Annotated in this window: 24 protein-coding genes, 3 rRNA genes and 1 pseudogene; 12 read left to right on the forward strand and 16 right to left on the reverse strand. The window is 55.9% G+C overall.

Annotated features, from left to right (window positions below):
* The first annotated feature begins 20 nt into the window (after positions 1-20).
* Positions 21-1,763, forward strand: coding sequence for an alpha/beta-hydrolase family protein (locus CACC_RS11050; RefSeq protein WP_005279689.1), 1,743 nt, complete (start codon positions 21-23; stop codon positions 1,761-1,763).
* Here CACC_RS11050 and msrA read toward each other — a convergent pair.
* A complete protein-coding gene (msrA, locus tag CACC_RS11055; protein WP_005279686.1) occupies positions 1,760-2,407 on the reverse strand; it encodes a peptide-methionine (S)-S-oxide reductase MsrA in 648 nt (215 codons plus the stop codon). The two genes, CACC_RS11050 and msrA, sit on opposite strands and share 4 nt — an antisense overlap.
* A 164-nt stretch (positions 2,408-2,571) precedes the next feature.
* Here msrA and CACC_RS11060 point away from each other — a divergent pair, with 164 nt between their 5' ends.
* The 3 genes from CACC_RS11060 (at position 2,572) to CACC_RS11070 (ending at position 5,760) form a co-directional block, all read left to right on the forward strand.
* Positions 2,572-3,174 carry a superoxide dismutase gene (locus CACC_RS11060; protein ID WP_005279684.1) on the forward strand — a complete coding sequence of 201 codons (603 nt, stop codon included), beginning with the start codon at positions 2,572-2,574 and terminating at the stop codon, positions 3,172-3,174.
* Between the two features lie 125 nt (positions 3,175-3,299).
* Positions 3,300-4,451, forward strand: a complete 1,152-nt coding sequence (locus CACC_RS11065) for an MFS transporter (protein ID WP_035108573.1) — start codon at positions 3,300-3,302, stop codon at positions 4,449-4,451.
* 10 nt (positions 4,452-4,461) lie between these two features.
* Positions 4,462-5,760, forward strand: coding sequence for a hypothetical protein (locus tag CACC_RS11070; RefSeq protein WP_023029699.1), 1,299 nt, complete (start codon positions 4,462-4,464; stop codon positions 5,758-5,760).
* On the opposite strand, the gene CACC_RS11075 is transcribed toward CACC_RS11070, so the two are convergent.
* Positions 5,757-7,190 carry a TM0106 family RecB-like putative nuclease gene (locus tag CACC_RS11075; protein ID WP_005279681.1) on the reverse strand — a complete coding sequence of 478 codons (1,434 nt, stop codon included), beginning with the start codon at positions 7,188-7,190 and terminating at the stop codon, positions 5,757-5,759. The two genes, CACC_RS11070 and CACC_RS11075, sit on opposite strands and share 4 nt — an antisense overlap.
* Before the next feature lie 68 nt (positions 7,191-7,258).
* Here CACC_RS11075 and CACC_RS11080 point away from each other — a divergent pair, with 68 nt between their 5' ends.
* Together CACC_RS11080 and CACC_RS11085 are read left to right on the forward strand one after the other, a co-directional pair.
* A complete protein-coding gene (locus tag CACC_RS11080; protein WP_005279680.1) occupies positions 7,259-7,891 on the forward strand; it encodes a DUF6474 family protein in 633 nt (210 codons plus the stop codon).
* A gap of 185 nt (positions 7,892-8,076) precedes the next feature.
* Entirely contained in the window at positions 8,077-8,388 is a 312-nt protein-coding gene (locus CACC_RS11085) for a histone-like nucleoid-structuring protein Lsr2 (RefSeq protein ID WP_005279679.1), read from the forward strand.
* Between the two features lies 1 nt (position 8,389).
* Here the strand turns inward: CACC_RS11085 and CACC_RS11090 are convergent, their stop codons facing one another.
* Complete coding sequence (locus CACC_RS11090; protein ID WP_023029700.1) at positions 8,390-9,028, reverse strand: response regulator; 639 nt, start codon at positions 9,026-9,028, stop codon at positions 8,390-8,392.
* A gap of 37 nt (positions 9,029-9,065) precedes the next feature.
* Positions 9,066-10,229, reverse strand: a complete 1,164-nt coding sequence (locus tag CACC_RS11095; protein ID WP_005279677.1) for a sensor histidine kinase — start codon at positions 10,227-10,229, stop codon at positions 9,066-9,068.
* On the opposite strand from CACC_RS11095, the gene CACC_RS11100 reads away from it, so the two are divergent.
* Positions 10,228-10,758, forward strand: a complete 531-nt coding sequence (locus CACC_RS11100; protein ID WP_005279676.1) for a DUF2020 domain-containing protein — start codon at positions 10,228-10,230, stop codon at positions 10,756-10,758. The two genes, CACC_RS11095 and CACC_RS11100, sit on opposite strands and share 2 nt — an antisense overlap.
* Here the strand turns inward: CACC_RS11100 and CACC_RS11105 are convergent.
* The gene (locus CACC_RS11105; RefSeq protein WP_005279674.1) at positions 10,755-10,907 is read right to left on the reverse strand and encodes a hypothetical protein; all 153 of its coding nucleotides are present in this window, start codon (positions 10,905-10,907) and stop codon (positions 10,755-10,757) included. The genes CACC_RS11100 and CACC_RS11105 overlap by 4 nt on opposite strands.
* The gene (locus CACC_RS11110) at positions 10,907-11,569 is read right to left on the reverse strand and encodes a class E sortase (protein ID WP_005279672.1); all 663 of its coding nucleotides are present in this window, start codon (positions 11,567-11,569) and stop codon (positions 10,907-10,909) included. The genes CACC_RS11105 and CACC_RS11110 overlap by 1 nt, the downstream gene beginning before the upstream one ends.
* 43 nt (positions 11,570-11,612) lie before the next feature.
* Between CACC_RS11110 and yidC the strand changes: the two genes are divergently transcribed.
* A complete protein-coding gene (gene yidC / locus CACC_RS11115; protein ID WP_005279671.1) occupies positions 11,613-12,557 on the forward strand; it encodes a membrane protein insertase YidC in 945 nt (314 codons plus the stop codon).
* On the opposite strand, the gene CACC_RS11120 is transcribed toward yidC, so the two are convergent.
* The 4 genes from CACC_RS11120 to CACC_RS11135 form a co-directional block, all read right to left on the reverse strand.
* Complete coding sequence (locus CACC_RS11120; RefSeq protein ID WP_005279669.1) at positions 12,514-13,122, reverse strand: TetR/AcrR family transcriptional regulator; 609 nt, start codon at positions 13,120-13,122, stop codon at positions 12,514-12,516. The two genes, yidC and CACC_RS11120, sit on opposite strands and share 44 nt — an antisense overlap.
* Positions 13,123-13,200: 78 nt before the next feature.
* Complete coding sequence (locus CACC_RS11125; RefSeq protein WP_005279667.1) at positions 13,201-13,452, reverse strand: GlsB/YeaQ/YmgE family stress response membrane protein; 252 nt, start codon at positions 13,450-13,452, stop codon at positions 13,201-13,203.
* 177 nt (positions 13,453-13,629) lie between these two features.
* Positions 13,630-14,529: a universal stress protein gene (locus CACC_RS11130; RefSeq protein WP_005279665.1), complete on the reverse strand. Its 900-nt coding sequence runs from the start codon at positions 14,527-14,529 to the stop codon at positions 13,630-13,632.
* Between the two features lie 47 nt (positions 14,530-14,576).
* The gene (locus tag CACC_RS11135; RefSeq protein ID WP_005279663.1) at positions 14,577-14,714 is read right to left on the reverse strand and encodes a hypothetical protein; all 138 of its coding nucleotides are present in this window, start codon (positions 14,712-14,714) and stop codon (positions 14,577-14,579) included.
* Between CACC_RS11135 and CACC_RS11140 the strand changes: the two genes are divergently transcribed.
* The 4 genes from CACC_RS11140 to CACC_RS11145 all read left to right on the forward strand — a co-directional run bounded on the left by CACC_RS11140 (position 14,713) and on the right by CACC_RS11145 (position 16,753).
* Positions 14,713-15,696: a pseudouridine synthase gene (locus CACC_RS11140; RefSeq protein ID WP_005279662.1), complete on the forward strand. Its 984-nt coding sequence runs from the start codon at positions 14,713-14,715 to the stop codon at positions 15,694-15,696. The two genes, CACC_RS11135 and CACC_RS11140, sit on opposite strands and share 2 nt — an antisense overlap.
* A 46-nt stretch (positions 15,697-15,742) precedes the next feature.
* Positions 15,743-15,988, forward strand: coding sequence for a hypothetical protein (locus CACC_RS11765; protein ID WP_430733306.1), 246 nt, complete (start codon positions 15,743-15,745; stop codon positions 15,986-15,988).
* Between the two features lie 7 nt (positions 15,989-15,995).
* The gene (locus CACC_RS11770; protein ID WP_081445484.1) at positions 15,996-16,217 is read left to right on the forward strand and encodes an integrase core domain-containing protein; all 222 of its coding nucleotides are present in this window, start codon (positions 15,996-15,998) and stop codon (positions 16,215-16,217) included.
* 89 nt (positions 16,218-16,306) lie between these two features.
* Positions 16,307-16,753 carry a hypothetical protein gene (locus tag CACC_RS11145; protein WP_244262165.1) on the forward strand — a complete coding sequence of 149 codons (447 nt, stop codon included), beginning with the start codon at positions 16,307-16,309 and terminating at the stop codon, positions 16,751-16,753.
* Positions 16,754-16,890: 137 nt separating this feature from the next.
* Here CACC_RS11145 and CACC_RS11775 read toward each other — a convergent pair.
* From CACC_RS11775 to CACC_RS11185, 6 genes and pseudogenes are all read right to left on the reverse strand, one after another.
* Positions 16,891-18,089 (reverse strand): annotated as a pseudogene (locus CACC_RS11775) (IS256 family transposase).
* A gap of 264 nt (positions 18,090-18,353) precedes the next feature.
* A complete protein-coding gene (locus CACC_RS11165; RefSeq protein ID WP_005279655.1) occupies positions 18,354-18,866 on the reverse strand; it encodes a hypothetical protein in 513 nt (170 codons plus the stop codon).
* Between the two features lie 42 nt (positions 18,867-18,908).
* Positions 18,909-19,316 carry a hypothetical protein gene (locus CACC_RS11170; RefSeq protein ID WP_005279654.1) on the reverse strand — a complete coding sequence of 136 codons (408 nt, stop codon included), beginning with the start codon at positions 19,314-19,316 and terminating at the stop codon, positions 18,909-18,911.
* A gap of 263 nt (positions 19,317-19,579) precedes the next feature.
* Positions 19,580-19,697, reverse strand: a 5S ribosomal RNA gene (gene rrf / locus CACC_RS11175).
* Between the two features lie 155 nt (positions 19,698-19,852).
* Positions 19,853-22,933 (reverse strand): 23S ribosomal RNA (locus tag CACC_RS11180).
* 513 nt (positions 22,934-23,446) lie between these two features.
* Positions 23,447-24,964: ribosomal RNA gene (locus CACC_RS11185) — 16S ribosomal RNA — on the reverse strand.
* Together the 16S, 23S and 5S rRNA genes form the textbook arrangement of a ribosomal RNA operon.
* Positions 24,965-25,019: the final 55 nt, after the last annotated feature.

The raw sequence follows: 25,019 nt of genomic DNA on the forward strand, positions 1-25,019 counted from the left end.
TTCTGGGATAATGGGCAACCATGAAACGCGCCTTCAGCCGCGCTGCACTAATTTCTCTTGGCGTAGTCGCGGATCTCACGCCCGTCGTCCGCATGACCAGCCGGCAGACGTTGCCACCCCATATGTCGGCCGGAATCTTAGGCGCAGAGCTGGCCACGTGGGCCGCGGTATCGCCGTCCCTGCTGCCCCGCCCGTGGTGGGTGACGGCGGCCAATGTATCTATCGGGCAGGCCATCGGGCACCTCGGGGCGGCCTCGACGAGCTTCGTGCTCAACCGGCTGGGCAAGCGCCCCCAAGACCGCTTGGGCCCGCAGCACCGCCAAATCTTGCACTTAGCTATTGGCGCCGGCACCGCCTTCAATGCGGCGCTCTCGCTGCGCAACCAGGAAAAGCAGGCGGGTCTGGTCAATAAACAACTGGTTCGCGGTCCGGCTACCGCGGCCATCGGCCTAGCCGCCGGCACCGCCGGATACGGCGCGCTGCTACTGGTAGGCGAGGCCGCACAGCTGACCGTGACCAAATTATCGCGCCAATTGGGCCGTTGGGTTCCAGCACTCGTGGCCTGGCCGGTCGTTACCGCAGGGCTCACCGTGGCCGCGGTGGGGCTATCGGACCGCGTGGTATTCCGGCGCTGGATCCGTTCGCTCTCCCACAAGGCGCAGCGCCTGAATAAACAAATTTTTCCCGGCACGTCGATGCCCTGGGAGCCGGAGCGCTCCGGCAGCCCGTGGTCGCTTGAACCTTGGTCCGCGCTGGGGCAACAAGGGCGGCGTTTTGTCTCCAACGGCCCGCGCGCCCGCGATATTCGCACCATCACCGGTGCTCCCGCCAAAGAACCCATCCGCATTTATGCTGGCTATATCCCAGGGCGTTCTTTTGCCCAGGCGGCGAAGAAGGTGCGCTCAGAATTGCAGCGCACCGGTGCGCTGCGCCGGGAGACCATCGTCATTCAGATGCCCGCGGGATCCGGGTGGATTAATAACTGGAGCGCGAGCTCCTATGAGTTTTTGACCGCCGGTGATTGCGTCACCGTCACCATGCAGTATTCCTACCTGCCCTCGGTTTTCGCCTACCTCGTGGATAAAAACGCGCCCAAGCGCGCCGCGGCCGAGCTCATTTCCGTGGTGCAAGAAGAAATTGACAAGCTCCCAGAAGAAGACCGCCCGCGGCTCTACCTTGCAGGGGAATCCCTGGGTGCCTACGCCATTATGGATAATTTCCAGAACAAGGAAGAACTCCTCGCGGCTTGTAGCGGCGCGGTCTTTTCTGGCCCGCCGCGGATGACGCGCTTTACCCAGCGCCTGCGCCGCGATATCGGCTCGCTCGAGCGGCTCCCCGTCATCGATGGCGGGCAACACGTCCGCTTTGTCGCCCAACCGGAGCACTCGCGCCACGATGCCTTTGGCAACGATTTTCCTTCCAGCTGGCGCCGGCCCCGCGTGCTCATTGCCCAGCATGCTTCCGATGCCATCGTGTGGTGGGACCTGAACCTCATGTTCCGCCGCCCCACCTGGATGCACGAACCCCAGCCAGAGACACTCCGGGCGGATACGCTCCGCCACCTGCGCTGGGCGCCGTTTATTACCTGGTGGCAGATTGGCCTAGACCAGATCAACTCCCTGAACGTCCCAGGTGGCCACGGACATAACTATTTTCAGGAAATGCTCTGGTACTGGAACGAGGTCCTAGGCTCCCAATCGCGCCTGAACCTCACCCCTAAATTAGCCAGGAAAATCGCCGGATTTATCCAGCTCGACGCCTAATCGCACTTCACACCAGTGCTGTGGTGCGGGCAGTAACCGTTCGGCACCTTGTGCAGGTATTGCTGGTGCTCGTCCTCGGCCAGGTAGTACTCGCCAGAGTCCGTATCGGTTAAGCGTTTAACCTCGGTCGTGGTTTCCCCAAAGCCAAAATCTTTGAGCTTATCCGCGTAGCTATCCACGATTTCCTGGATTTCCTCCCGCTCTTCTTCGGTGCGGGGATAAAACGCGGAGCGGTACTGCGTGCCCACGTCATTTCCTTGGCGGAAGCCCTGCGTTGGATCGTGCGCCTCCAAGGCCTTCACCACGAGCTCGCGCAAGGAGATCTTCTCCGGGTCATAGGTGACCTCCACGGTTTCTGCATGGTTGGTTTGCCCGCGGCAGACCTCATAATACGTGGGGTTCGGGGTCGTGCCACCGGCGTAGCCAACCGAGGTGGACTCAACACCATCTGTTTCCCAGAACATCTTCTCCGCGCCCCAGAAACAGCCTAGGGCAATCAAGATCGATTTCTGGCTGTCCTTCCACGGACCGGTAATTGGAGTATTCAGCACCGCGTGCGGGGCTGGGTCCAAGACCGGCTCGCTGCGGCCCGGCAAGGCATCTTCCGCAGCCACCATCTTCGGCTCTGGTTTAAACATCCACATCAGGTAAAGCTCCTTTCTCCATTTCCCTTAATAACGTTGTACTGGGCAAATAGATTCCCGGGACACTAAACATTCGCGGTAATTGCAGATTTCAAATTAATCATGGCGAAATCTTTCGATCGTGCCTATCATCGGGACACGTACCCGAAGAAAGGATTACACAAATGGCTGTTTACGAACTTCCTGACCTCCCATACGCATACGACGCACTGGAGCCACACATCTCCGCAGAGATTATGGAGCTCCACCACGACAAGCACCACGCAACCTACGTGAAGGGTGCTAACGCTGCCCTCGAGGCACTGGAAGAAGAGCGCAACGGCGAGGCTAACCCAGACCGTATCCGCGCCCTGTCCAAGAACTTGGCATTCAACCTGGGTGGCCACACCAACCACTCCATCTTCTGGAAGAACCTGTCCCCGAACGGTGGCGGCCAGCCAACCGGCGAGCTGGCAGAGGCTATCGACCGCGACTTCGGTTCCTTCGAGAAGTTCCAGGCACACTTCGCTGGTGCTGCTACCTCCCTGCAGGGTTCCGGCTGGGCAGTGCTGGGTTACGACCACATCGCTGACCGCCTGATCATCGAGCAGCTCACTGACCAGCAGGGCAACGTTTCCGTTGACTTCACCCCGCTGCTCATGCTCGATATGTGGGAGCACGCTTACTACCTGCAGTACAAGAACGTGAAGGGTGACTACGTCAAGGCCGCTTGGAACGTCTTCAACTGGGACGACGTTGCAGAGCGTTTCGCTGCAGCTAAGAAGTAACTTTTAACTTAGTTACTTTCCGCCGCCTTTCCTTACTGGAAGGGCGGCATTTTTATGCTTGCACTAACCCCATCAAGGGTGTGGCGCAATTTACACCGCCGCCTGTGAAGAGAATGCTGGTACGCATGACCAGAAACCGGCGCGCCACCATCGCCATGCTCCTGTTGGGTTTGGCGGTGTTTTCTAGCCTCTATACCACCCAAGCAATTTTGCCCACGTTGGTAACGGATATGGGCATCTCGCACACCGAGGCGGCCATGACTGTTTCGGCCGCCACCGGCGCGTTGGCTATCTGCGTGGTTCCTGCGTCCATTCTTTCTGAGCGCTATGGGCGCGGGCGCATCCTCCTCATTTCCGCCATCGCCGCCACCATCCTGGGCCTTGTTGTGCCCCTAGCCCAAGAGAGCTGGCAGCTCATTGCCCTGCGCGGGCTGCAGGGCGCGATGTTGTCCGGCGCCCCAGCTACCGCAATGGCCTGGCTTTCAGAAGAGCTCGAGGATAATGCCTTGCCTAAGGCGATGGGCCTTTATATCGCGGGTAATTCCGTGGGCGGGCTCACCGGCCGCATCATTCCCGCGGGCTTGGTGGAGTTTTCCTCGTGGCGCTGGGCGCTGCTCGGTTCCGCCGTAGTCTCCCTGGCCTTTGCCATCACCTGCTGGCTCCTCCTGCCCGCCCAGCGGAATTTTCACCCCAAGGAAATTCACTTCCGCTCCGAGCTGAGTGCGGTCTTTGGGCACTGGGCGAATAAGGATCTCGCCACGTTATTTATCGTTGCCTTTTTATCCATGGGCACGTTCGTGTCCATGTATAACTTCCTCACCTTCCGCCTAACCGGGGATTTCGGCCTATCGCCGGCACTGGCCGGTTTTACCTTCCTGTTTTATCTCTCCGGCACGTGGTCCTCGGCCAGGGCGGGCACGCTGGTCGCGCGCATTGGGCACGGTAAAACCATGGTCGGTTCCGCCGCGCTCTTTACCGTGGGCATTATCCTTTGCGCCGGCAACTTGGTCATGACGCTAATCGGCATGGTGTGCCTGACCGTCGGTTTCTTCGCGGTCCACTCCACAGCGTCTGGCTGGGTGGGGCAACTGGCCATCCACGACCGCGCCGAGGCGTCCTCGATGTACGTTTTCTGCTACTACCTGGGCTCTTCCATCGTGGGCGCGTTGGCAGGCGTGCTTTTCGATGCCCTCACCTGGCACCAATTCATCGCCTGCTTCACCGCCTTCGCGCTCGCGCTCACGGCGCTGACTTGGACCAAGATTAAATCCGACTAAACTCGGTTTTATGCCTCAAGATAAGTGGTCGAGCCGCACCTGGCACCGCAAAGCCTCACGCCCCGTGTCCATCTGGATGATGGTCTTCATCGTAGTGGGCGCAGCGCACATATTCGTGCCCAATTATCGCTGGGTACTTATCCACCTCTTCACGTTGGGCCTGGTCACCAACAGCATCCTGGTGTGGTCGCAGCACCTGACTGAAAAATTCGTGCAACAAAAACTGCCGGATTCCGCCCGCCCCAAACAGCTCGCGCGCATCTATATCCTCAATATCGGCATCATCATCGCCGTCGCGGGCCAAATCCTCGTGCAATTCTGGGCTCACCACTGGATACTGACCCAGATCGGTGCCACGCTTATCGCGCTTACCGTTTTATGGCACGCGGTGTCCCTGTTTGCCCAGTGGCGAACAGCTAAGGATAAGCGCTTCCGCCCAGTTGTCGGCGCCTACGTGCTATCCGCGCTGTGCTTGCCGGTCGGTGCGGTCTTCGGCGCGATCCTGGCCATTCACCCGGGTGAACCGCAGTTGCTCTTGGCCCATATCGCCGCCAATATCGGCGGTTTCATCGGCCTTGCTGCGGCAGGTTCTTTGACCATCCTCTTTCCCACGATCTGGCGCACGCAGGGCACCAATGAGCGCATGTCCTCCTCGTTCGCGCTGCTTACCTTGGGCGTGGTGGCAACGTCCATCGGCGCGTTTCTGAACTTCCCGCAGCTTGGGCTGATCATCTATTGCATCGGCTGGATCTTAAGCCTGCAGCAGTGGCTTGGCAATGTCATCGACGTCGCCCGCGCACCGCGCGACCGCGTTAACTTTGCCTCCGTCTCGGTGCTGATGGCCACGCTCTGGCTGGTGCTATCCCTGGCGTACTACACCACGCAGCACTTCCTCGTGGCAGAACCAGGGCTTCCCACGCTCGGCCTCGTGGTGGGCTTTGCGGCGCAGCTGCTCATCGGAGTCATGAGCTATCTTCTTCCCACCACCATGGGCGGTGGCCCCGGCGCGGTCCGCGCGGGGCTTCAGGAGCTGGATCGGTGGGGCCTGTTGCGCGCCACATTCGTCAATGGGGGGCTGCTCATCTGGATGGGCACGGATATCTCCGTGCTCAAGGTGGTGGCCTCGCTACTATGCATCGGTTCTTTGGCGGTCTACCCCATATTCGTCGCCCGCGCGGTCAAGGCCCAAAAGCAGGTGTTGATGAAAAAGGCGGAAGGTCCCGCGCCGAAAACCACCGCGGACTGGAACCAAATCTATATCGGCATCGCCATCCTGGCGGTAATCTACGCCCTGTTCGCGGCGCTCTAGAGTTCTGGGATTCCCGGCGCGCCGGCGCTCATCCACTCGCGCACTATCCGGGTGGCGTGGACATCGCCGGCGTTATAGTCCAAGAGGCGCTGCCGGACGCTCATGTCACCGGCCAGGGCCTCTCGGCGCGCGTTGACGGATTCTTCGCCATCAAAGTCCTCTTCCGGCCACCGGAATCCCGCCACTGGGGCCACCACTTTGAGCCCCAGCCCAAAGGGCCCCGCGAAGGATCTCTTCACGTAGGCAAACATATCCACCCACTCTGGGGAAGAGATAAAGTCTTCTACTTCCCGTTCATCCACCTCCCGGAAGCGCTGCGCAGAGCGGCGCATCCAGTGGTTCTCGCCGTGGGCGGAATAGCAATAAGCGGCAAAGGTCTTGCCCTCCGCATGCGCTGTATCGCGCAGCTGCATCAACCACCTCCAAAATTCGGCGAAGTTCTCCGCCTCAGCGCGCCCGCCCAGCGGCTCCCACGTCACGAAGGGGTGGTACTCGCCCTCGAACCACGCGCCCCACAGGTAAGCGCCTTGGTCCATGTAGGCCTCCATGTCCACATCCACCTCGACATCCGCCCGCGGCACCGACGTATCCCCGCGGCGCAGCAGCGTCTGCCCGGCACGCCACGCGGCGGCGAGGCGGGAGGGCTCGCCCACATTGGCATCGATAAGCGCCTGCACCGTGGTAATGCCGCGCTCGCGAAAGGGGCGGGCGCGATCGCCCGGCAAGAAAAGGGAAATATCGTCCGCCGCCACCAGTTCTTGTTCGCACAAGGGCCAGAACCTGCAGCTAGCGCACTCTTTGACCCGCACCGGCGCGGTGGGCAGCGGCTTATCCCAGGCGCGCTGCACGTCAAACTTCGCCGTCTCCGTGAAAAAGGCCTGCTGGCGGTCTTGGCCTATCGCACCGCCCCGCCCGGAGTTCAGGCCCATATCTTCCAGGGCCTCGGCGGCGAGCGCCAAACGATAGCCATCGACGGCATGGTGGCGGCCCTTATACGGAACCTCCATGGGCTCGCTCAACCCAAGGCGGTGGGTGGGCACGGCAAGCGTGGTCTTCTTTGGGTGCTTGCGCGCCACGCGGTGGTTGCTCACAATAATGGGGGTATAAGAGCCCGCCTCCCGCAACAGCAATTCCACGTGCACTTTCCACTTTTCGGTGGCAAAGACCGCATTGGTGATGTGGGTATAGCCGGAGGCAATGGCCTCCAGCGTGGCCATGGCGCGTTCCCAATCGTCACCTTCTAGATCGATGCGCCGGAAACGGCCAGGGGCTTTACGCGGGAATAACTCCATGACCGCGTCTACGGCGGCGCTGTGGCGCTCGGCCCGAGCAATCGAGGCTCGGGTGCGCGGAATCTCCGGGTGGGCGCGCCGCTGCGCCAAGCGATAGCGGCACCCAACGAGATCCGAAGCTACAACGACATCCTCCACACCGGGTGAGCTTAATAGAACAGCAAGGTAATGTTGAATCCAGACTCGATCGAACGTAAGGGAAAATAATGAGTATCCTCAAGAAATTGAAAAAGGCTCGCCAGGAAGCACGCGCGCAGGCCAAGGCGGCGAAGGCGCGCGCCAAGGCTGAGGTAAAGGCCCAGTCGAAGGATCGTCGCCGCCAACAAAAGCTCCTTGCCAAGCAAGAAAAGCACCTTCTTAAGACCGAAGAAAAGGGTCTCAAAAAGCGCCGTAAACACGAACAGAAGATGGCGGAAAAGGAACTGGAAAAGCTGCGCGAGGGCCACTTTAATGCCGGCAAGGTCAAGCGCTATGCAGGTGCATTGCGCACCGCCGCCCCGCTTTTGCTTCCCCTCGTTTATCGCGCATTAGTGGGCCTTAAGTCCGAAAAAGAAAAGCGCAAGGCCCACAAGGCGGGCGTAAGTTCCGCAGAAATGGCCTCCTTTTCCGGCTACGGCGCCCCGCTCAAGGCCCGCACCGCCGGCATCCGTAATTCCCTCAAGGACGTGGATCTGCCCGCCGGCTTCAAGCGGGACGTGCGCGAGCGCCTCGAAGAGGTTGATGCCGCGATCGATAACGCCGAATTCATGACGGAGCAGCAGCGCCGCCGTGCGCATAAGACCATTAGCGGAGAGATCGATTCCGTTACCGCGGAGATTCAACAGCGCCTGGGCGAATAATTTCTCTTCCGCCTCCCATCGCCGTTCACCTTTTAGGTGGCGGCGATATTTTTATGCGCGAGGGCCACTAACTAAAACTTTATTGTCTACTAATTTCCACACTGGTAAAATTGAATTAGAGTTAATTCGGATTCCAAATACCGGTATTAGGTAAACATATCGATACAATAAACCATGGAGGTACTATGGCACGCCGCGAAATCACGCAATTTTATGATGACCTTGATAATCAACTCATTGGTGAGGATGAATTAGAGGTAGTCCGGTTCAGCGTCAATGGGCGCAGCTACTTGATGGATCTATCCCGCGACAATGCCCGCCGCTTCCACGAGGCAATCGCCCCCTTTGTCGAGGCCGCACATGCCGCTCCCGATGCGGAATCCCCACAGGTCGATCCACGCAAGGTCCGCGAATGGGCGCAAAAGCAGGGCCATGACGTAGCACGCCGCGGCAAGATCCCCCAGAACATCATCGACGCCTACAACGCGGCCCACTAGATTAAAGCACGCCCTGCTCCCTGGCGGCCGCCACCGCGGAGGTACGCGAGCGAACGCCCAATTTGTCATAAATGTGCACTAGGTGGGATTTCACCGTGGCCTCAGAAAGCATGAGGTCTTGGCCAATCTGCCGGTTCGAGGCCCCCGCCGCCACCAATTGCAACACCTCTAGCTCGCGCGGGGTCAGCGAGGTGCGGGGCGTGCGAACCCGGGTCATCAGGCGATCGGCCACGATGGGCGAAAGCGCCGAATCCCCCTCCGCCGTCGAATGGACGGCATCCAAAAGCTCCTGCGGCGGGGCGTCTTTTAGGAGGTAGCCCACCGCGCCTGCTTCGATGGCGCCGAGGATATCCGCATCGGTGTCGTAATTGGTGATGACCAGCACCTTGGGCGGCGTGCTCATGGAGGAGCGAATCTGCGCGGTGGCTTCGACGCCACCCATCACGCGCGTTCCCTCGAGGCCCGCCCCGAATCGCAGGTCCATGAGGATGACATCGATACCACCTGCTTGCGCCGCGGACACAGCGGCCTCCGCCGTCGCTACCTCGCCCACGACGTCGATATCTTCTGCGCCTTCGAGCACCGAACGCAGCCCCAGCCGCACGATCTCGTGGTCATCTGCCAAAAGGACCCGAATCACGACATCCCTCCTATCGATGTTTTTCTCAACCAAAAGTTTAATCTACCGCCTTATCCAAGGGCATACTAACTGACACAGCCGTGCCCTCCCCCGGCGCGGATTCTATGACCACATCGCCGCCTAGCTCCTGCGCGCGGCGCCGCATGGCAGATAGGCCAATATGCCCCAGCCCCGCAGGCGCGCTTTCCACCGTCGCGGGCTCAAAACCCTGCCCATTATCCACCACATCCACGCGCACCTCGTCGGTTTCATAGGTGACGGTGATCCGGGCGCGGCTGGCACCGGCATGCTTGACGATGTTCCCCACCGCCCCCTGTGCAATCCGCAATAGCGCCGCCTCTATTTTCATCGGCAGCTGTTGCTCCGCACCCTCGCTGTCGACCTCCACCTGGAACCCCGCCGTAGCGGCGAAGTTTTCCGCCATGCGCGTCAGCGCCGCCTCGAGGGACGTCTCCGTTAGAGTGGGCGGCTGAAGCGCAGCAATCATGGCCCGCGCTTCATGCAGGTTATCCGCGGCGGCCCGCCGCGCAAGCTCAATGCGCCGGCGGGCGGCGGGAATGTCTCCCTTATCCAGATCCCGGTCGGCGGAGTGCAGGAGCATCTGAATCGATGACAATCCCTGGGCCAAGGTGTCATGAATCTCGTGGGCGATGCGCTGGCGCTCGGCCACCATGCCGGCATCTCGTTCCGTGGCCGCCAACTGCGTGCGGGTTTCTATGAGCTCCCGGTTCATGCGCGATAGGGTGCGAAACGCATACGTAATCGCCACGGTGACCAGTGCCGAGACCGCCGGGCCCATCACCCCGCCAAAGGTCAAGCCTCCCGGTATCTGCACCACGATGGTAAGAACGGTAGCGCCAATCACGCATAGGATACCCGCAGCCATATCCAGCACGGTCAGGTACAAAAAGTACATGACGAATACCAGGTAGATGGCGGCGGGAGCCACGAATAGATCCGCGCCCCATAACACCGTGAGGATGCTTATCCACAGGTAGTGCATGGGCCGCGGCCACTGCTCCGCATAGATCGATCCCGCAAAGTAGACCGCCGCGAACCCCACCAATAGCAATAGGTTGATAAGGGACTGGGATAGCGGCATTTTCACCGAGGTAAAAATACCCACCACCAACAGGACCGCCGTTAAGAAATGAATGCCGGTGCGCAGCGCATCGGAATCCCGATCTAATGTGGAGCTCATGCGCAAAAGCCTACTTGTCCTTCTCGCCGTGACCGGAATAGGGATCGCGGGATGCCAGACCGAACAAGCAGACCAGACCGAACCGGAACACGAGGTGGCATCGGAAAGCGCCGCCGTCAACGTGGAACAGACCGCAGAGGTCAACGAGTGGAGCGACTGTCCCTATATCGATCCCGGCTGGTTGGAAAATACCAATGGCGAGCGCCTTACCAAGCAGGGCATCGACACTCGCTTTCCCATCCCCGCGTGTGTCTTTTGGTCCTATCAAGACAACCCGCAAGCTACCGTTATCGTGCGCGATTTGCCCACCGTAGAAGACGCCCGCGCCGCGGTGGATTGGGCCGCGCCAATCGATGCCACCGAGCCCGCCTCCTTTGCAGGCTGGGAGGGCGGACGGGGCATCGTCAATGAGCAGGCCGTCTACGCCGTGCAAAAGGACACCCACGCGGTGCTGGTGTGGAGCAATCAGCAACAAACCTTCAAGTCCGAGCAGATTGCCCAAGAAGCCATTGCCAATTTAGGGCTTTAAACCGCGACGTCGTTATAGGGCATCATCGGCGAAACCCAGGGGAAGACGACCTCCATGAGGAGGAAGAACACTCCCACCGCAATGGCGACGGCGAGCAGCGCCTTCACCGGCTTCGGCCCCGGCAATAGATTCCACAAAGCGCGATACATTACTTAGCTTCCTTTCCAACTTCCATCGCGTGCACAATCATGCGCTCGGCGTTGGAAAATTGTGGGTGACAAGTGGTGAGGGTCAGCATTCCCCGCGTGGGGTCCGCTTCAGTTCCCGGCACGGGGTCGATCACTGAGACATCGCCAGGCGTGGTGATATGCCGGCCGGCAACATGGCTATATTCTTCTGGTACTTCATCGAAGCAATCTGCGTGCTCGCCATCGATGGGCAGCACCTTGTAGGTAATCTTTTCCGTTTGGGTTTCGATGATGATGTCATCGCAGGTATGCAAGGAACCCAAGTCATTGAATGGGGCACCCTTGCCCACGCGGTGCCCAGCCACCGCAAAATTCCCCGTCTCACCTGGCATTTGTGTGTCTTCATAGTGGCCAGGGCCGCGCAGAAGATCATCGTCATCCGTGCCTTGGATGATGGCAAAGTGATAATCCGAACCAAAGGCAGGGATGCGCATCTGCGCGAAAGCCTCTCCCAAATCTGGGTCCATTTTCTCCCGTGGGTTGCGCCACTGCTGTTCCAGCTTCGCATTGGCCTCGTCCTGTAGCCGCCCTGATTCCACATTTGTCCAATAGGCTTCATAGAATGCAAAGAGGACCAAAACCACGCCAATGGTAAGCATGAGTTCCCCAAGAACTTTAGTCATGCTTTAACACCCTAATATATACCGCCACATCGAAAGGTTAAGCATGTTCGAAGTCTTCATGTACCCGGTTTCCGGAATCATGAAATTCTGGCATTGGCTTATCGGTAGCTTCGTCGATGAATCCACCGCCTGGCTTGTTTCCATCATCCTGCTGGTTATTACCGTCCGCGGTATCGTCTCCCCGCTGAACTGGATGGCACTGCGCTCCGGTCGCATCAGCGTCCTCATGCGCCCAGAAAGCACGCGGATTAACGAGCAGATGAATCACGCCGAAACCACCGAGGAGATGGCGGAGCTCATCCAAAAACAGCAGGATTTGTCCAAGAGCTATAACTACAAGCCTGCTGCCGGCTGTATTCCCCCACTGATTACGATCCCCGCCTTCCTTGGCTTGTACCAAGTCATCTTGCGCATGTCGAATATCGAACAGGGCTCGTCCACGGTGGGCATGCTTGACGCTGCCGATGTCGCAGCCTTCCGGGAGACCACCTACTCCGGGGTCCCCATCACGGACTTCGCCCGCGATCACGGCGATCTGCTCAACCCAATCGTGATTGCCGCCATTGCCTTTACCCTGGCCAACTCCATCATTTCCGTGGTGCGCAGCTTCCTCACCACGCAATTTGATCAAAAGGTCAACCGGCGGATCTTCATTATCATCGGCATCCTGCTGATTGTGGCGCCCATCTTGCTCTGGTACCTGGCCCATAGCGGTCCGCTTCCCGTCGCCATCATCCTGTACTGGGGTTGGGCTTACCTCTTCACGCTGGTCCAAACCATCGTCTTTGAGATCATGCTGCACAAGCGCTACCCGCTCACGGAAGAAGTCCACGAGATGCGCCGCGAGAGCATCCGCGCATGGCGCCAGAAAGATAAAAAGCCCGCCCTTTCCAAGGAGGAGAAGAAGCGGGTCAACCGGCTGCGCCTGGAGGCGCGAAAATACCTTAAATCGAATAATCAGCAGGAGGGGCCGACAGCATCTGAGTAGCCAGCTCGCGGGCCGTATATAGCGGCCCGGCTTCCTTGGTCAAGCGGGCTCCGGCGAGACCTCCATCAAGGAAAATCAAGAGCTGGCTTGCTTGAGAAGCCGAGGGATAGCCATTGCGCTCCGTCAACAGCGCCGTCAAGGTGGAGTGCACCCAATTGCGATGCTGCATGCAAGCCGCAACGATGCCGCGCTCTGAATCCGTTTCCGGCCGCGGGTACTCGCCCGCTGCATTCAAGAAGTGCGAGCCGCGAAAACCTTCTTCCGGCTCTTCCTCAATAACCTTGTCAAAAAAGGCCAAAATCTTCTGATCCGGATCCTGCATGGCAGCCGTCCGCTGCTCCCAGTCCTGGCGGAACTGCTCGTCCAAAGACTCTACATAGGCAATGACCAAGGCATCCTTGGAGCCAAACAAGGAATATAGGGACGCCTTGGCCACATCCGCTTCGCGCAAGATGCGGTCAATGCCGATGACGCGAATGCCCTCGGTTTTAAAGAGCTTGGTTGCAGATTCCAGCAGCCTGCTTCGCGGGCTGGGCCGATTGCGGCGCGACTTCTTCTCTGCCATGGATTCCTCTCTACAACGACAAAACCGGTTCATCTATACTTTATAGACAAACCGGTATGTACGCTAATTAAATGCGGATTATTGCTTCACTTTGTCCACAATCCACAGCAAAATACAAGCACCCGCGGTGGCCGCGACGATGGAGAAGATCCACCCACCGCTAGCCTCAATATTCAGCAGCTGGATGATGATGCCACCGATGAGGCCGCCGATAACACCCACCACTAGGTTGGTAAACAACCCGTGGTCACGCTTCATAATCTTCTCTGCCAGCCAACCGGCGATGATACCAACAATGATTGAGGTGAATAGACCTAAACCTAGTCCCATGATTTCCTCCTAATATAAACGTATCGAGTATTTCCCAGTGTAAACCCCTGTGACTCAAGTAGGGATAACAAATACGACACATTTGTATAGCAAAGTGGCTCTAAAACACCAGAAGCGCTCCACCCCTGGCTGTAAAAGCCAGGAGAAGAGCGCTGGGAAGTTCAGGCTAGTAAATATTTAGCCTTCGTCGTCCGGGCGCACCACCATCATCGGGCACGGTGCAGACTGCAGCAACGCGCGGGAAGTAGAGCCAAGGACCATGCCCTTGAACCCACCACGACCGTGGGAACCAACGACGAGAAGCTGAGCGCCTTCGGAAGCCTCCGTCAACGCGCGGACGGGGCGGTCACGGGTGATCTGCTTCTTTACCTCAACATCTGGGAACTCTTCGCGCGGTTCCTTCAGGTTTTCTTCCAGCACCTCGGCCTGCTCTTTTTCAATTTCTGCCCACTCAGACTGAGCCGCAGAAAGGCCGGCAAGGGATGCCTGGATTTGCATATCCATCCAGGTGTGCACGGCAACGAGGGCCGCGCCGCGAGCCTGAGCCTCGCGGAAAGCATAGGAGGTGGCCTTCTGAGAGACCTCGGAACCGTCCACACCAACGACAACGGGGCCGTACTTGGTGGAATCGGTGACGTTATTATCTTCACGAACCACGACTACCGGGCAAGCAGCGTGGGAAACAACCGCGGCGGAAACAGAGCCCATGACCATGCCGGACAGGCCGCCCATGCCGCGCGAACCCATCACGACCATGGTGACGTCATGAGACATTTCCAGCAGCATGTCGATAGGAGAACCCTCTGCGATGGTGTGCCCAATCTTGAGCTCTGGGGCTACCTCGTGAGCGATTGCACGGGCTTCCTCGATCTTTTCCAGGGTTTCATCCTGCAAATCATCGTAGAGGTCCTTCGGCGGGACCATACCTTCTGCATACAGGAACTGCGGTATAGTATAGCTCGATGCGATGCGCAGGGGGATTTCCCTCTTCATCGCCGTATTTGCTGCCCAACGGACGGCGTTCTTTGAGGCGTCAGAGCCGTCGACGGCGACGACTACAATGTCTTCCTTAGCCATGATCTTTCCTTTCAGTGGTTATAACTTAATTATAGTACGGATTAGGCTTAATGGTTGACGGTTGCAGGATCAGAATTGGACGGAGAGAAAATTTCAAGAAGCATCCGGAATACGTCCCTTAACACCGCGCCAATTCCGTCAGAGAAAAAAGCCATCACCTGGTCCGCGAGAGAATTAATATCCATGCCAAACACACTAATACATCGCAGAAAAGGATTCACCCCTTTGCCCATCAAAAATGGGCTCAACCCTACGCGCGTGCGCACGCCGGAGGCAGGCCTTAGCACCTGGGATTTTCTCAGCGAAGTCATCTCCTCCCAGCGCCACCGCCACCCCAATGATGATGCACAGGCACTGCGCGAGCGATTTGCCGCGGGCGAGGTGGTCCTGCGCGATCAAACTCCCCTGAAGCCAGGTACCGTGCTCGGCAAGGATGTCGATGTCTTCTTCTACCGCATCCCCGCACCAGAAATACCCGTACCCTACGACATCCCCATCATCTATGAAGATGACAACATCCTGGTAGCAGATAAGCCCCCATTCATGGCCACCATGCCGCGCGCCCGGCACATCGTCGAAACCGCCACCGTTCGCCTCCGCCGTTCCACCGGAAACAACGAGTTAGTGCCGGCACACCGCCTCGACCGCCTTACTTCCGGCCTCCTTCTATTCACTAAGCACAAGGATGTCCGCGGCGCCTACCAGTCCCTCTTCGCGGAAAAGAAAGTCCACAAGACCTACCAGGCGGTCGCGGAATTCCGCCGCTTGCCGACGCCCCTCCAATGGTCCTCCCACCTGACTAAAACCCCCGGTGAAATCCAGGGCCGGATAGCAGATGGTGAACCGAATGCTTTCACCACACTAGAATCGGTACAACCCATTGATAAGGCCCCTTACGAAAAAGTTCACGGTCCGCTGCCAGATCTTGGTCTCTACACCCTAAAACCACAGACTGGAAAGACCCATCAATTGCGGCTGCACATGTGGCAGGCGGGCATACCGATCCTCGGCGATCCGGTCTACCCCACTATTTTCCCCGAGGAGGCCGAAGACATGGCCATACCCATGCACTTAACAGCAACGGACTTAGAATTCACGGATCCACTCAGCGGAAAGCCGCGCCATTTCACCTCTGGCCTTCCATTGGCCATGCACAAGTTGCTTTAAGCTGTGGGTGGCCGACATTACCTACGTGCGTACGAAGAAAGGCTTTGTGTACACCGCGTTTGTCACTGACGTTTACTCCCGACGGATCGTCGGATGGGCATTATCGGACTCGATGCGCACCGAGGCATTGCCGCTGCAAGCACTCAATCAAGCGACCCAAGTGTGCGAGGGAAACAACAGGTCTTATTCACCATTCGGATCACGGCTTATAGTACGTCAGCGTTGTCTACAACCAGCGACTTGCCCAGCACGGGATCACTGTTTCTATTGGGATTGTTGGCGACTGAAATGACACTGCACTGGCTGAAAACGTTAACGGCTCTTACAAGAACGAGCTGATCCATACTCGCAGGTGGAATGACGTTGTCGAGGTAGAAATCGCCACGTTTGAGTGGGTGTCATGGTGGAACGAGGTAAGGCTCCACCAAAGCCTGGGATATCGAACCCCAGCCGAGGTGGAAACCGAATTTTGGAAGAAGAACTCGCAACAGGGAATAATAGAAATCAAGGAACATGCCTAGGAACAAAACTCGGGGCACTTCACTCATGGAATGAGCGACAAGGCTCCTAGCTGGTTTAGTACAGATATTCCCACTTAGGATTTATGGAAATGGCAGTAGCACCAGAGCGTCATTTTGATTTAAAGGCCGCTGCGTTCTCTTTGGCGGAAATCCTTAATAGGGACGCTTTGAGTGAAAATAGGTTTAGGGATGAGGACGCTACATCATTGCCTAAATTTCGTGGCGTCGCTGCTTGGATTAATACCTTTTTATACATTGTTTTAGAAGTGGAAACTCCTAACGGTACAGCCTTTGTAGGGTTTGAAACCATTTTTCATCCTGAGGGAACTTTTCGAGACTACTCGGTTGAGTATGAAAATGTCCACGACTTATGGGCGTACGAAATTGCTGGCGAATCGTTTCTTAAAAAACTCGATTTTGAAGATTCAAATCGTATCACTTGGTTGAAAACTGATAGGAAAAGTTTCGTTCCTTCTACATGGTGCGATTTGCTCGATTTTAATGATGCATCGATTCGAATATGGATGCAGGATTAAAGGCTTTTCCTTTTGACTATTGCCACGAGGGGCGGCCAAGTCCGGTGGAACGGTATATCTGTCCTTTCTGAATCGGTGGATCGGGGGACAGTGTCAGGGTCGGTGTTGGGGTCCGGCTCGGGGTTGATATTGGTTCATTAAGAGGCTGCCTCGATGGTGTCTGCGTCGTTGGCGTGGACGGTATTGGTAGCTATCAGGCGTCGGGTTTGTTCCAAGCTTGCTAGTGACATATAGCGTTTTTGCTGAATCCAATCGTCATGCTGTTCAGCTAGTACCGCGCCGACGAGGCGGATGACTGCTGCGCGGTTGGGAAAGATTCCTACAACGTCGGTACGCCGCCTGATTTCACGGCTCAAACGCTCCGTTGGATTATTGGACCATACCTTCGTCCATACAGCTTTGGGCGTGGTTGTAAACGAGAGTATCTCATCTAATGATTCTTCCAGGTAGTCGGCTGCGTCAGGGAAACGCTCGGTACAGAAATCGGACCTGACCCCCGGACAGTGGACACGTCGGGGGTCAGGAACCTGCTGATACGCTCTTGCGGTCACCCCACCTGTTGGCAGCGCGAATTAAGTGCACGATACAGGTTTGGACCATTGAATTCGGCCATGTTGCCTCTACAGCCTGCGGCAAGCCTTTCAGCCCGTCACAGCAGACAATAAAGACGTCTTTGACCCCACGGTTAGATAAGTTGGCACATATCTGCGCCCAAAATGAAGCGCCTTCTTCTTTGGCAATCCATAGACCCAAAATGTGCTTGATACCATCTAAGTCCACGCCAATAGCCATGTACGCGGACTTATTGACAACCCTGCCACCATCGCGGACTTTAATGCGCAACGCATCCAGGAAGATAACGGGGTAGAACTCATCTCACTGGCGGTTTTGCCAGACCATGACCTCATCGCCGACGGCATCAGTGACCGGGGAAATTGTTTCATGAGAAATATCTACCCGCATCGCAGTAGCCATCTGATGCTGGATATCCCGAATGGTCATTCCGCCGGCATATAAACTGACAATCATATCGTCAACATCTATCAGCCGCCTGGAGCCTTTAGGCACCATCGTAGGAGAAAAACGTGCCGTTTCTATCTCGTGGAACATCAATGCTTACTGGCCCGTAATTAGAATCTACGGTTTTCGGATACGTCCCATTGCGGTAATTATCCGTTCCAGCAGTAGCTTTAGCTGCTCTATCACCGGATGTATAGCCCAGGTGGGTATCCATTTCCGCGTTCAGCCTGCGGGTAATTGAAGCTTGCAACATACCGCGAACCAGGTCATTGGCATCCGTGGTGGAAGTGCCTAGCTCATCAATAAGTTTCGCCATCTCAGGGTTAGCAAGAAGCTTCTTTTCAATCGCATCAATCTTGGCCTTATCAGCCGGATCTCGTCGTGCCACACTAGTCATTCTGGCTTATCTCCTTATGCAGGTTGGGAACCTACACACAAACCATTAGACACTCTCTTATTTTCTTCTCCCCGTAGGGAACTATTTTTGCTTTGATTCATAGACCCCAAGGCTACGTCAATTGATTATTGCTCCTAACCAGTACGGATGGAAAACTTGGCACCTTATGAGCATTGCGGGTATTTACCGACCCAACCACCCCTTCTCAGAAGCAAAGAACTCAAAGAGCTTATCAAATTGCTCAACTACACTCTTTCGATCAACCGCTGGCGGAGTCCACCACTGGTTAGCGGGTCCCTCCTGCTGATGGTTTTGAGGATCCGCCCAGACGTCACCGCCAATGAAAAGACGATCCATGACAGTAGATTCTGCTTCAGTAGGGTTGTTTAAATACTGCTCAAAGCCTTGCCTTACGTAAAAAGACTTAAAGATATTTCTACAATTTAGAAAGGCCTCACCGGCGCTTGGTCCACCTTTGTCAAAAAGAGCCTGAATGGCCCAAGGTCCGTCATCGCGACATTCCCACCGAAGGAATTCATAAGCAAGGTCTTCGAGTTCGTCGAGGTCGGGCCATGTAGGGTTTCGCGCACACTCAAGAATGTCTTTTTCCCAAACCTCCGCGAGTGCTACCGGACAATTGGACCACAACCATAAGTATCGACCGAGCACTTCTGGCTTTGTGCAATCAATCTTCACTGCGGCACTCTTGTAAGCCTTCGCAGATAGTGCAACTGAAGCTTAATCTTCAGAAAGTCCTTCAACTATTGAAGAAATCGCGCCTGGATCGAAAACCCATATAACGTCAGGCTCTTTATGTTCTAGCCATACCGCCATAATTCGCGCCCCCAGTGGGGATGACTTATTGGCCGCATCCCAACCAAGCAGGTCTCGCACCTTTACAGGGCTAACGCCAGACTTAATTTGAATACTTATTGTTTCGAAGCTCATCTTCCAAGTGAATGGCGATCCGGCTCTTATGCCTTTTCTTTGTTTCAACGTGAGCGGAAGGATAGGGATCTGGCAGCTAATGTCTAGCCCATTGTCGTCCATTGTCAACAAGTTGGTTGCAATTCCTGCACTCTCGAGTGCGGCCACTACTTGTAGCTCGGCCAGCTTCCCTCGTACTGTATTCGAAGTCCTCAACATGAATGTTATTTTAGTTAAAGAAGACCACTTCAAAGTGAAGAGAAAATAACGGGTACACCCTATCCACCACACCTGACACTAGGGGGTAAAACCACGACACCTACCACGCATTCCCCCAGCTCGACAGTGTACACGTCGCAAATACAAGCGGGGGTAAAACACCAAGTAGTCCCCGAAACACCAACCACCCACAATTATTCGGGATGGTGGTCTTTCGGGGACTACCGTATAAACACTATTTTATTATTCTTTTTGTTGTTTGGTGTCGGCGGTGACTTACTCTCCCACAACCTCCCGGTTGCAGTACCATCAGCGCGTACAGGCTTAGCTTCCGGGTTCGGAATGGGACCGGGCGTTTCCCTGCAGCTATGAACCACCGACAAACCTATCAGAACACTACCCACTGTGTGTGGTGTTGTGTCAGATACTGCATAGTGGACGCGACACACACGATAATGTGTATTTTTGTTTGTTTACTCGCTAAACAAGAACACTCTTCAACTTCCCTTAAACCACATGGTGTTTGGGTTGTTGTGGTGTGTTTGTTTTGGTCAATTAGTACCAGTAGCCTTCACACCTTACAGTGCTTCCAAGTCTGGCCTATCTACCCCATAGTCTTTAGGGGACCTCAAAAGAAACCTCATCTTAAAACAGGCTTCCCGCTTAGATGCTTTCAGCGGTTATCCCTTCCGTACGTAGCCAACCAGCGATACCCCTGGCGGGATAACTGGCACACTAGAGGTACGTCCGTCCCGGTCCTCTCGTACTAGGGACAGCCTTCTTCAAGTTTCAACGCGCGCGGCGGATAGAGACCGAACTGTCTCACGACGTTCTGAACCCAGCTCGCGTGCCGCTTTAATGGGCGAACAGCCCAACCCTTGGGACCTACTCCAGCCCCAGGATGCGACGAGCCGACATCGAGGTGCCAAACCATCCCGTCGATATGGACTCTTGGGGAAGATCAGCCTGTTATCCCCGGGGTACCTTTTATCCGTTGAGCGACACCACATCCACAAGTAGGTGCCGGATCACTAGTCCCGACTTTCGTCCCTGCTCGACATGTCTGTCTCACAGTCAAGCTCCCTTGTGCACTTACACTCACCACCTGATTGCCAACCAGGCTGAGGGAACCTTTGGGCGCCTCCGTTACATTTTGGGAGGCAACCGCCCCAGTTAAACTACCCACCAGGCACTGTCCCCAACCCAGATCATGGGCCAAGGTTAGATGCTCAATCCGATCAGAGTGGTATTTCAACAACGACTCCACCACCACTAGCGTGACGGTTTCACAGTCTCCCACCTATCCTACACAAACCGAACCAAACACCAATACCAAGCTATAGTGAAGGTCCCGGGGTCTTTTCGTCCTGCCGCGCGTAACGAGCATCTTTACTCGTAATGCAATTTCACCGGGCCTGTGGTCGAGACAGCAGAGAAGTCGTTACGCCATTCGTGCAGGTCGGAACTTACCCGACAAGGAATTTCGCTACCTTAGGATGGTTATAGTTACCACCGCCGTTTACTGGGGCTTAAATTCTCAGCTTCGCAGCCAAAAGACTACTAACCGGTCCTCTTAACCTTCCAGCACCGGGCAGGCGTCAGTCCATATACATCAACTTAACGTCTTCGCATGGACCTGTGTTTTTGATAAACAGTCGCTTCCCTCTATTCTCTGCGACCCCACAACACTCCAACCGCAAGGGTCTTCACATCACAGGGCCCCCCTTCTCCCGAAGTTACGGGGGCATTTTGCCGAATTCCTTAACCACAGTTCACCCGAACGCCTTAGTATCTTCAACCTGACCACCTGTGTCGGTTTAGGGTACGGGCCATACACACACTCGCTAGAGGCTTTTCTCGACAGTACAGGATCACCACCATCAACCCTCATAGGGTCTACGCATCACGCCTCAACCTATATGTGCGGCGGATTTACCTACCACACGGCCTACACGCTTACACCACCAATCCACTAAGTGGCGCGGCTACCTCACTGCGTCACCCCATCACTTGAACCACACATCAGGCCCCACGACATCAACACCACCAACACTCAAAAAAGTGCCAAGGTAGCGTATCCGCAGTGGTTAGTATCCGTGCTTTATCATGGGCGCACATGTACGGGTACCAGAATATCAACTGGTTATCCATCGACTACGCCTGTCGGCCTCGCCTTAGGTCCCGACTCACCCTGGGAAGACGAACTTGACCCAGGAACCCTTAGTCATCCGGCGGTAAGGATTCTCACCTTACAATTCGTTACTCATGCCTGCATTCTCACTCGCACACAGTCCACGCCTCCTCACGGTAACGCTTCCACCCATGCACGACGCTCCCCTACCCAAACAACAAAAAATTGTTGCTTGCCGCGGCTTCGGCGGTGTACTTGAGCCCCACTACATTGTCGGCGCAGAACCACTCGACCAGTGAGCTATTACGCACTCTTTCAAGGATGGCTGCTTCTAAGCCAACCTCCTGGCTGTCTTCGCGATCCCACATCCTTTTCCACTTAGTACACCCTTAGGGGCCTTAACCGGCGATCTGGGCTGTTTCCCTCTCGACTATGAAGCTTATCCCCCACAGTCTCACTGCCGCACAACACAATTGATGGCATTCGGAGTTTGGCTGACATTGCTAAGATTGTAGTCCCGCTCAACCAACCAGTCGCTCTACCTCCACCAAGCTAATACGACGCTGCACCTAAATGCATTTCGGGGAGAACCAGCTATCACGGAGTTTGATTGGCCTTTCACCCCTACCCACAGCTCATCCCCGCAGTTTTCAACCTACGTGGGTTCGCGCCTCCACAACCTCTTACAGCTGCTTCACACTGGCCATGGGTAGATCACCCCGCTTCGGGTCCAGGACATGCCACTTATCACCCCATTAGGATTCGGTTTCCCTACGGCTACCCCACACGGGTTAACCTCGCGACATGCCGCTGACTCGCAGGCTCATTCTTCAAAAGGCACGCCATCACACAATAAAAAGTGCTCTGACGGATTGTAAGCACATGGTTTCAGGAACTATTTCACTCCCCTCCCGGGGTACTTTTCACCATTCCCTCACGGTACTATCCACTATCGGTCACACTGAGTATTTAGGCTTACCGGGTGGTCCCGGCAGATTCACAACAGATTCCACGAGCCCGTTGCTACTCGGGAACCCAACAACCCCCACATCATCATCTTCAGCTACAGGACTCTCACCTACTCCGGTGGGCCATTCCAAACCACTTCACCTAACAACAATGCAAAAAAGGGCGTGCCACTGGTAGATGACACAAAATCAGGCCCCACAACACCGCACACACAACCCCTACCAGGTATCACATGCACACGGTTTAGCCTCATCCACGTTCGTTCGCCACTACTAGCAGAATCATTATTATTTTCTCCTCCTACGGGTACTGAGATGTTTCACTTCCCCGCGTAACCCCCACAACAGCTATGAATTCACTGAAGGGTAACCCCACATAACCAGGGCCAGGTTTCCCCATTCGGACATCCTCGGATCAACGCTTTATTGACAACTCCCCGAGGCTTAACGCAGCCTTACACGTCCTTCATCGGCTCAGCATGCCAAGGCATCCACCATGCGCCCTAAATAACGAACACACCAACCACCACACACAAACCACACAACACGAAGCCATGCAGCCAGCATGTGGCAGCAACAAGTGAACTTGACAAAATAAACAAAAAGAAAAATCACATCACACACACAAGACACCACCCACAAAAGCAGGCGGCATCATGTGAGATGCTCGCGTCCACTATACAGTTCTCACACAACACCCCAACCAGCAACACACACCACACAACACACGGCATGCATCAACTAGTCAGGCACACACAAAAGGGGATAATGCCCCAGACACCCAACAATGCACCAACGACTTACCAATCAACTTTACTTCCTGTATGCATGGACACTTTTACGCATGTCACAAAGCACTGTCTCAACACTTAGACCCTGCTGATTAAGGTGTATGTCCTACCCGGAATTTCCAAACATCGGTGGCAGCAGAACACTCGCCTACTCAACCACCAACCCACCATCAAACAACAGTGGACAACCCACAACTGTGGGTCATGGCTGCAACTGCAGCCAAAATAAAAGCTCCTTAGAAAGGAGGTGATCCACCCGCACCTTCCGGTACGGGTACCTTGTTACGACTTCGTCCCAATCGCCGATCCCACCTTCGACGGCTCCCTAACACGTTTAGGCCACCGGCTTCGGGTGTTACCAACTTTCATGACGTGACGGGCGGTGTGTACAAGGCCCGGGAACGTATTCACCGCAGCATTGCTGATCTGCGATTACTAGCGACTCCGACTTCATGGGGTCGAGTTGCAGACCCCAATCCGAACTAAGGCCGGCTTTCAGCGATTCGCTCCACCTCACAGTGTCGCAGCGCGTTGTACCGACCATTGTAGCATGTGTGAAGCCCTGGACATAAGGGGCATGATGATTTGACGTCATCCCCACCTTCCTCCGAGTTAACCCCGGCAGTCTCTCATGAGTCCCCAACCAAATGCTGGCAACATAAGACAAGGGTTGCGCTCGTTGCGGGACTTAACCCAACATCTCACGACACGAGCTGACGACAACCATGCACCACCTGTACACCAACCACAAAGGGAAACTACATCTCTGCAGCGATCTGGTGTATGTCAAGCCCAGGTAAGGTTCTTCGCGTTGCATCGAATTAATCCACATGCTCCGCCGCTTGTGCGGGCCCCCGTCAATTCCTTTGAGTTTTAGCCTTGCGGCCGTACTCCCCAGGCGGGGCGCTTAATGCGTTAGCTACGGCACGAAAGTCGTAGAAAGACCCTCACACCTAGCGCCCACCGTTTACGGCATGGACTACCAGGGTATCTAATCCTGTTCGCTACCCATGCTTTCGCTCCTCAGCGTCAGTAACTGCCCAGTAACCTGCCTTCGCCATCGGTGTTCCTCCTGATATCTGCGCATTTCACCGCTACACCAGGAATTCCAGTTACCCCTACAGCACTCAAGTTATGCCCGTATCGCCTGCACGCCCGGAGTTAAGCCCCAGAATTTCACAGACGACGCGACAAACCACCTACGAGCCCTTTACGCCCAGTAATTCCGGACAACGCTCGCACCCTACGTATTACCGCGGCTGCTGGCACGTAGTTAGCCGGTGCTTCTTATCTAGGTACCGTCACAAAAAGCTTCGTCCCTAGCGAAAGGAGTTTACAACCCGAAGGCCTTCATCCCCCACGCGGCGTCGCTGCATCAGGCTTGCGCCCATTGTGCAATATTCCCCACTGCTGCCTCCCGTAGGAGTCTGGGCCGTATCTCAGTCCCAATGTGGCCGTACACCCTCTCAGGCCGGCTACCCGTCGCCGCCTTGGTAGGCCATTACCCCACCAACAAGCTGATAGGCCGCGAGCTCATCCTACACCGAAAAAACTTTCCAACCACCACACTAAAGATGGTTCCTATCCGGTATTAGACCCAGTTTCCCAAGCTTATCCCGAAGTGCAGGGCAGATCACCCACGTGTTACTCACCCGTTCGCCACTCGAGTACCCTGCAAGCAGGGCCTTTCCGTTCGACTTGCATGTGTTAAGCACGCCGCCAGCGTTCGTCCTGAGCCAGGATCAAACTCTCCACAAAAAGAATTTCAGAACAACAAAATCCTGAAAAGGCCGTGAAAAGCCCAAACCTAACC

Source organism: Corynebacterium accolens (assembly GCF_023520795.1).
Taxonomy (GTDB): Bacteria; Actinomycetota; Actinomycetes; order Mycobacteriales; family Mycobacteriaceae; genus Corynebacterium; species Corynebacterium accolens.

Coding starts and splice junctions, on each gene's coding strand:
- CACC_RS11100 (WP_005279676.1), top strand. CDS start 10,228: ATGCGCAAAAGCCTACTTGTCCTTCTCGCCGTGACCGGAATAGGGATC.
- CACC_RS11135 (WP_005279663.1), bottom strand. CDS start 14,714: ATGGATATTAATTCTCTCGCGGACCAGGTGATGGCTTTTTTCTCTGAC.
- CACC_RS11125 (WP_005279667.1), bottom strand. CDS start 13,452: ATGGGACTAGGTTTAGGTCTATTCACCTCAATCATTGTTGGTATCATC.
- CACC_RS11145 (WP_244262165.1), top strand. CDS start 16,307: ATGGCAGTAGCACCAGAGCGTCATTTTGATTTAAAGGCCGCTGCGTTC.
- yidC (WP_005279671.1), top strand. CDS start 11,613: ATGTTCGAAGTCTTCATGTACCCGGTTTCCGGAATCATGAAATTCTGG.
- CACC_RS11170 (WP_005279654.1), bottom strand. CDS start 19,316: ATGTTGAGGACTTCGAATACAGTACGAGGGAAGCTGGCCGAGCTACAA.
- CACC_RS11065 (WP_035108573.1), top strand. CDS start 3,300: ATGACCAGAAACCGGCGCGCCACCATCGCCATGCTCCTGTTGGGTTTG.
- CACC_RS11070 (WP_023029699.1), top strand. CDS start 4,462: ATGCCTCAAGATAAGTGGTCGAGCCGCACCTGGCACCGCAAAGCCTCA.
- CACC_RS11085 (WP_005279679.1), top strand. CDS start 8,077: ATGGCACGCCGCGAAATCACGCAATTTTATGATGACCTTGATAATCAA.
- CACC_RS11130 (WP_005279665.1), bottom strand. CDS start 14,529: ATGGCTAAGGAAGACATTGTAGTCGTCGCCGTCGACGGCTCTGACGCC.
- msrA (WP_005279686.1), bottom strand. CDS start 2,407: ATGTGGATGTTTAAACCAGAGCCGAAGATGGTGGCTGCGGAAGATGCC.
- CACC_RS11095 (WP_005279677.1), bottom strand. CDS start 10,229: ATGAGCTCCACATTAGATCGGGATTCCGATGCGCTGCGCACCGGCATT.
- CACC_RS11080 (WP_005279680.1), top strand. CDS start 7,259: ATGAGTATCCTCAAGAAATTGAAAAAGGCTCGCCAGGAAGCACGCGCG.
- CACC_RS11050 (WP_005279689.1), top strand. CDS start 21: ATGAAACGCGCCTTCAGCCGCGCTGCACTAATTTCTCTTGGCGTAGTC.
- CACC_RS11140 (WP_005279662.1), top strand. CDS start 14,713: ATGCCAAACACACTAATACATCGCAGAAAAGGATTCACCCCTTTGCCC.
- CACC_RS11110 (WP_005279672.1), bottom strand. CDS start 11,569: ATGACTAAAGTTCTTGGGGAACTCATGCTTACCATTGGCGTGGTTTTG.
- CACC_RS11105 (WP_005279674.1), bottom strand. CDS start 10,907: ATGTATCGCGCTTTGTGGAATCTATTGCCGGGGCCGAAGCCGGTGAAG.
- CACC_RS11060 (WP_005279684.1), top strand. CDS start 2,572: ATGGCTGTTTACGAACTTCCTGACCTCCCATACGCATACGACGCACTG.
- CACC_RS11120 (WP_005279669.1), bottom strand. CDS start 13,122: ATGGCAGAGAAGAAGTCGCGCCGCAATCGGCCCAGCCCGCGAAGCAGG.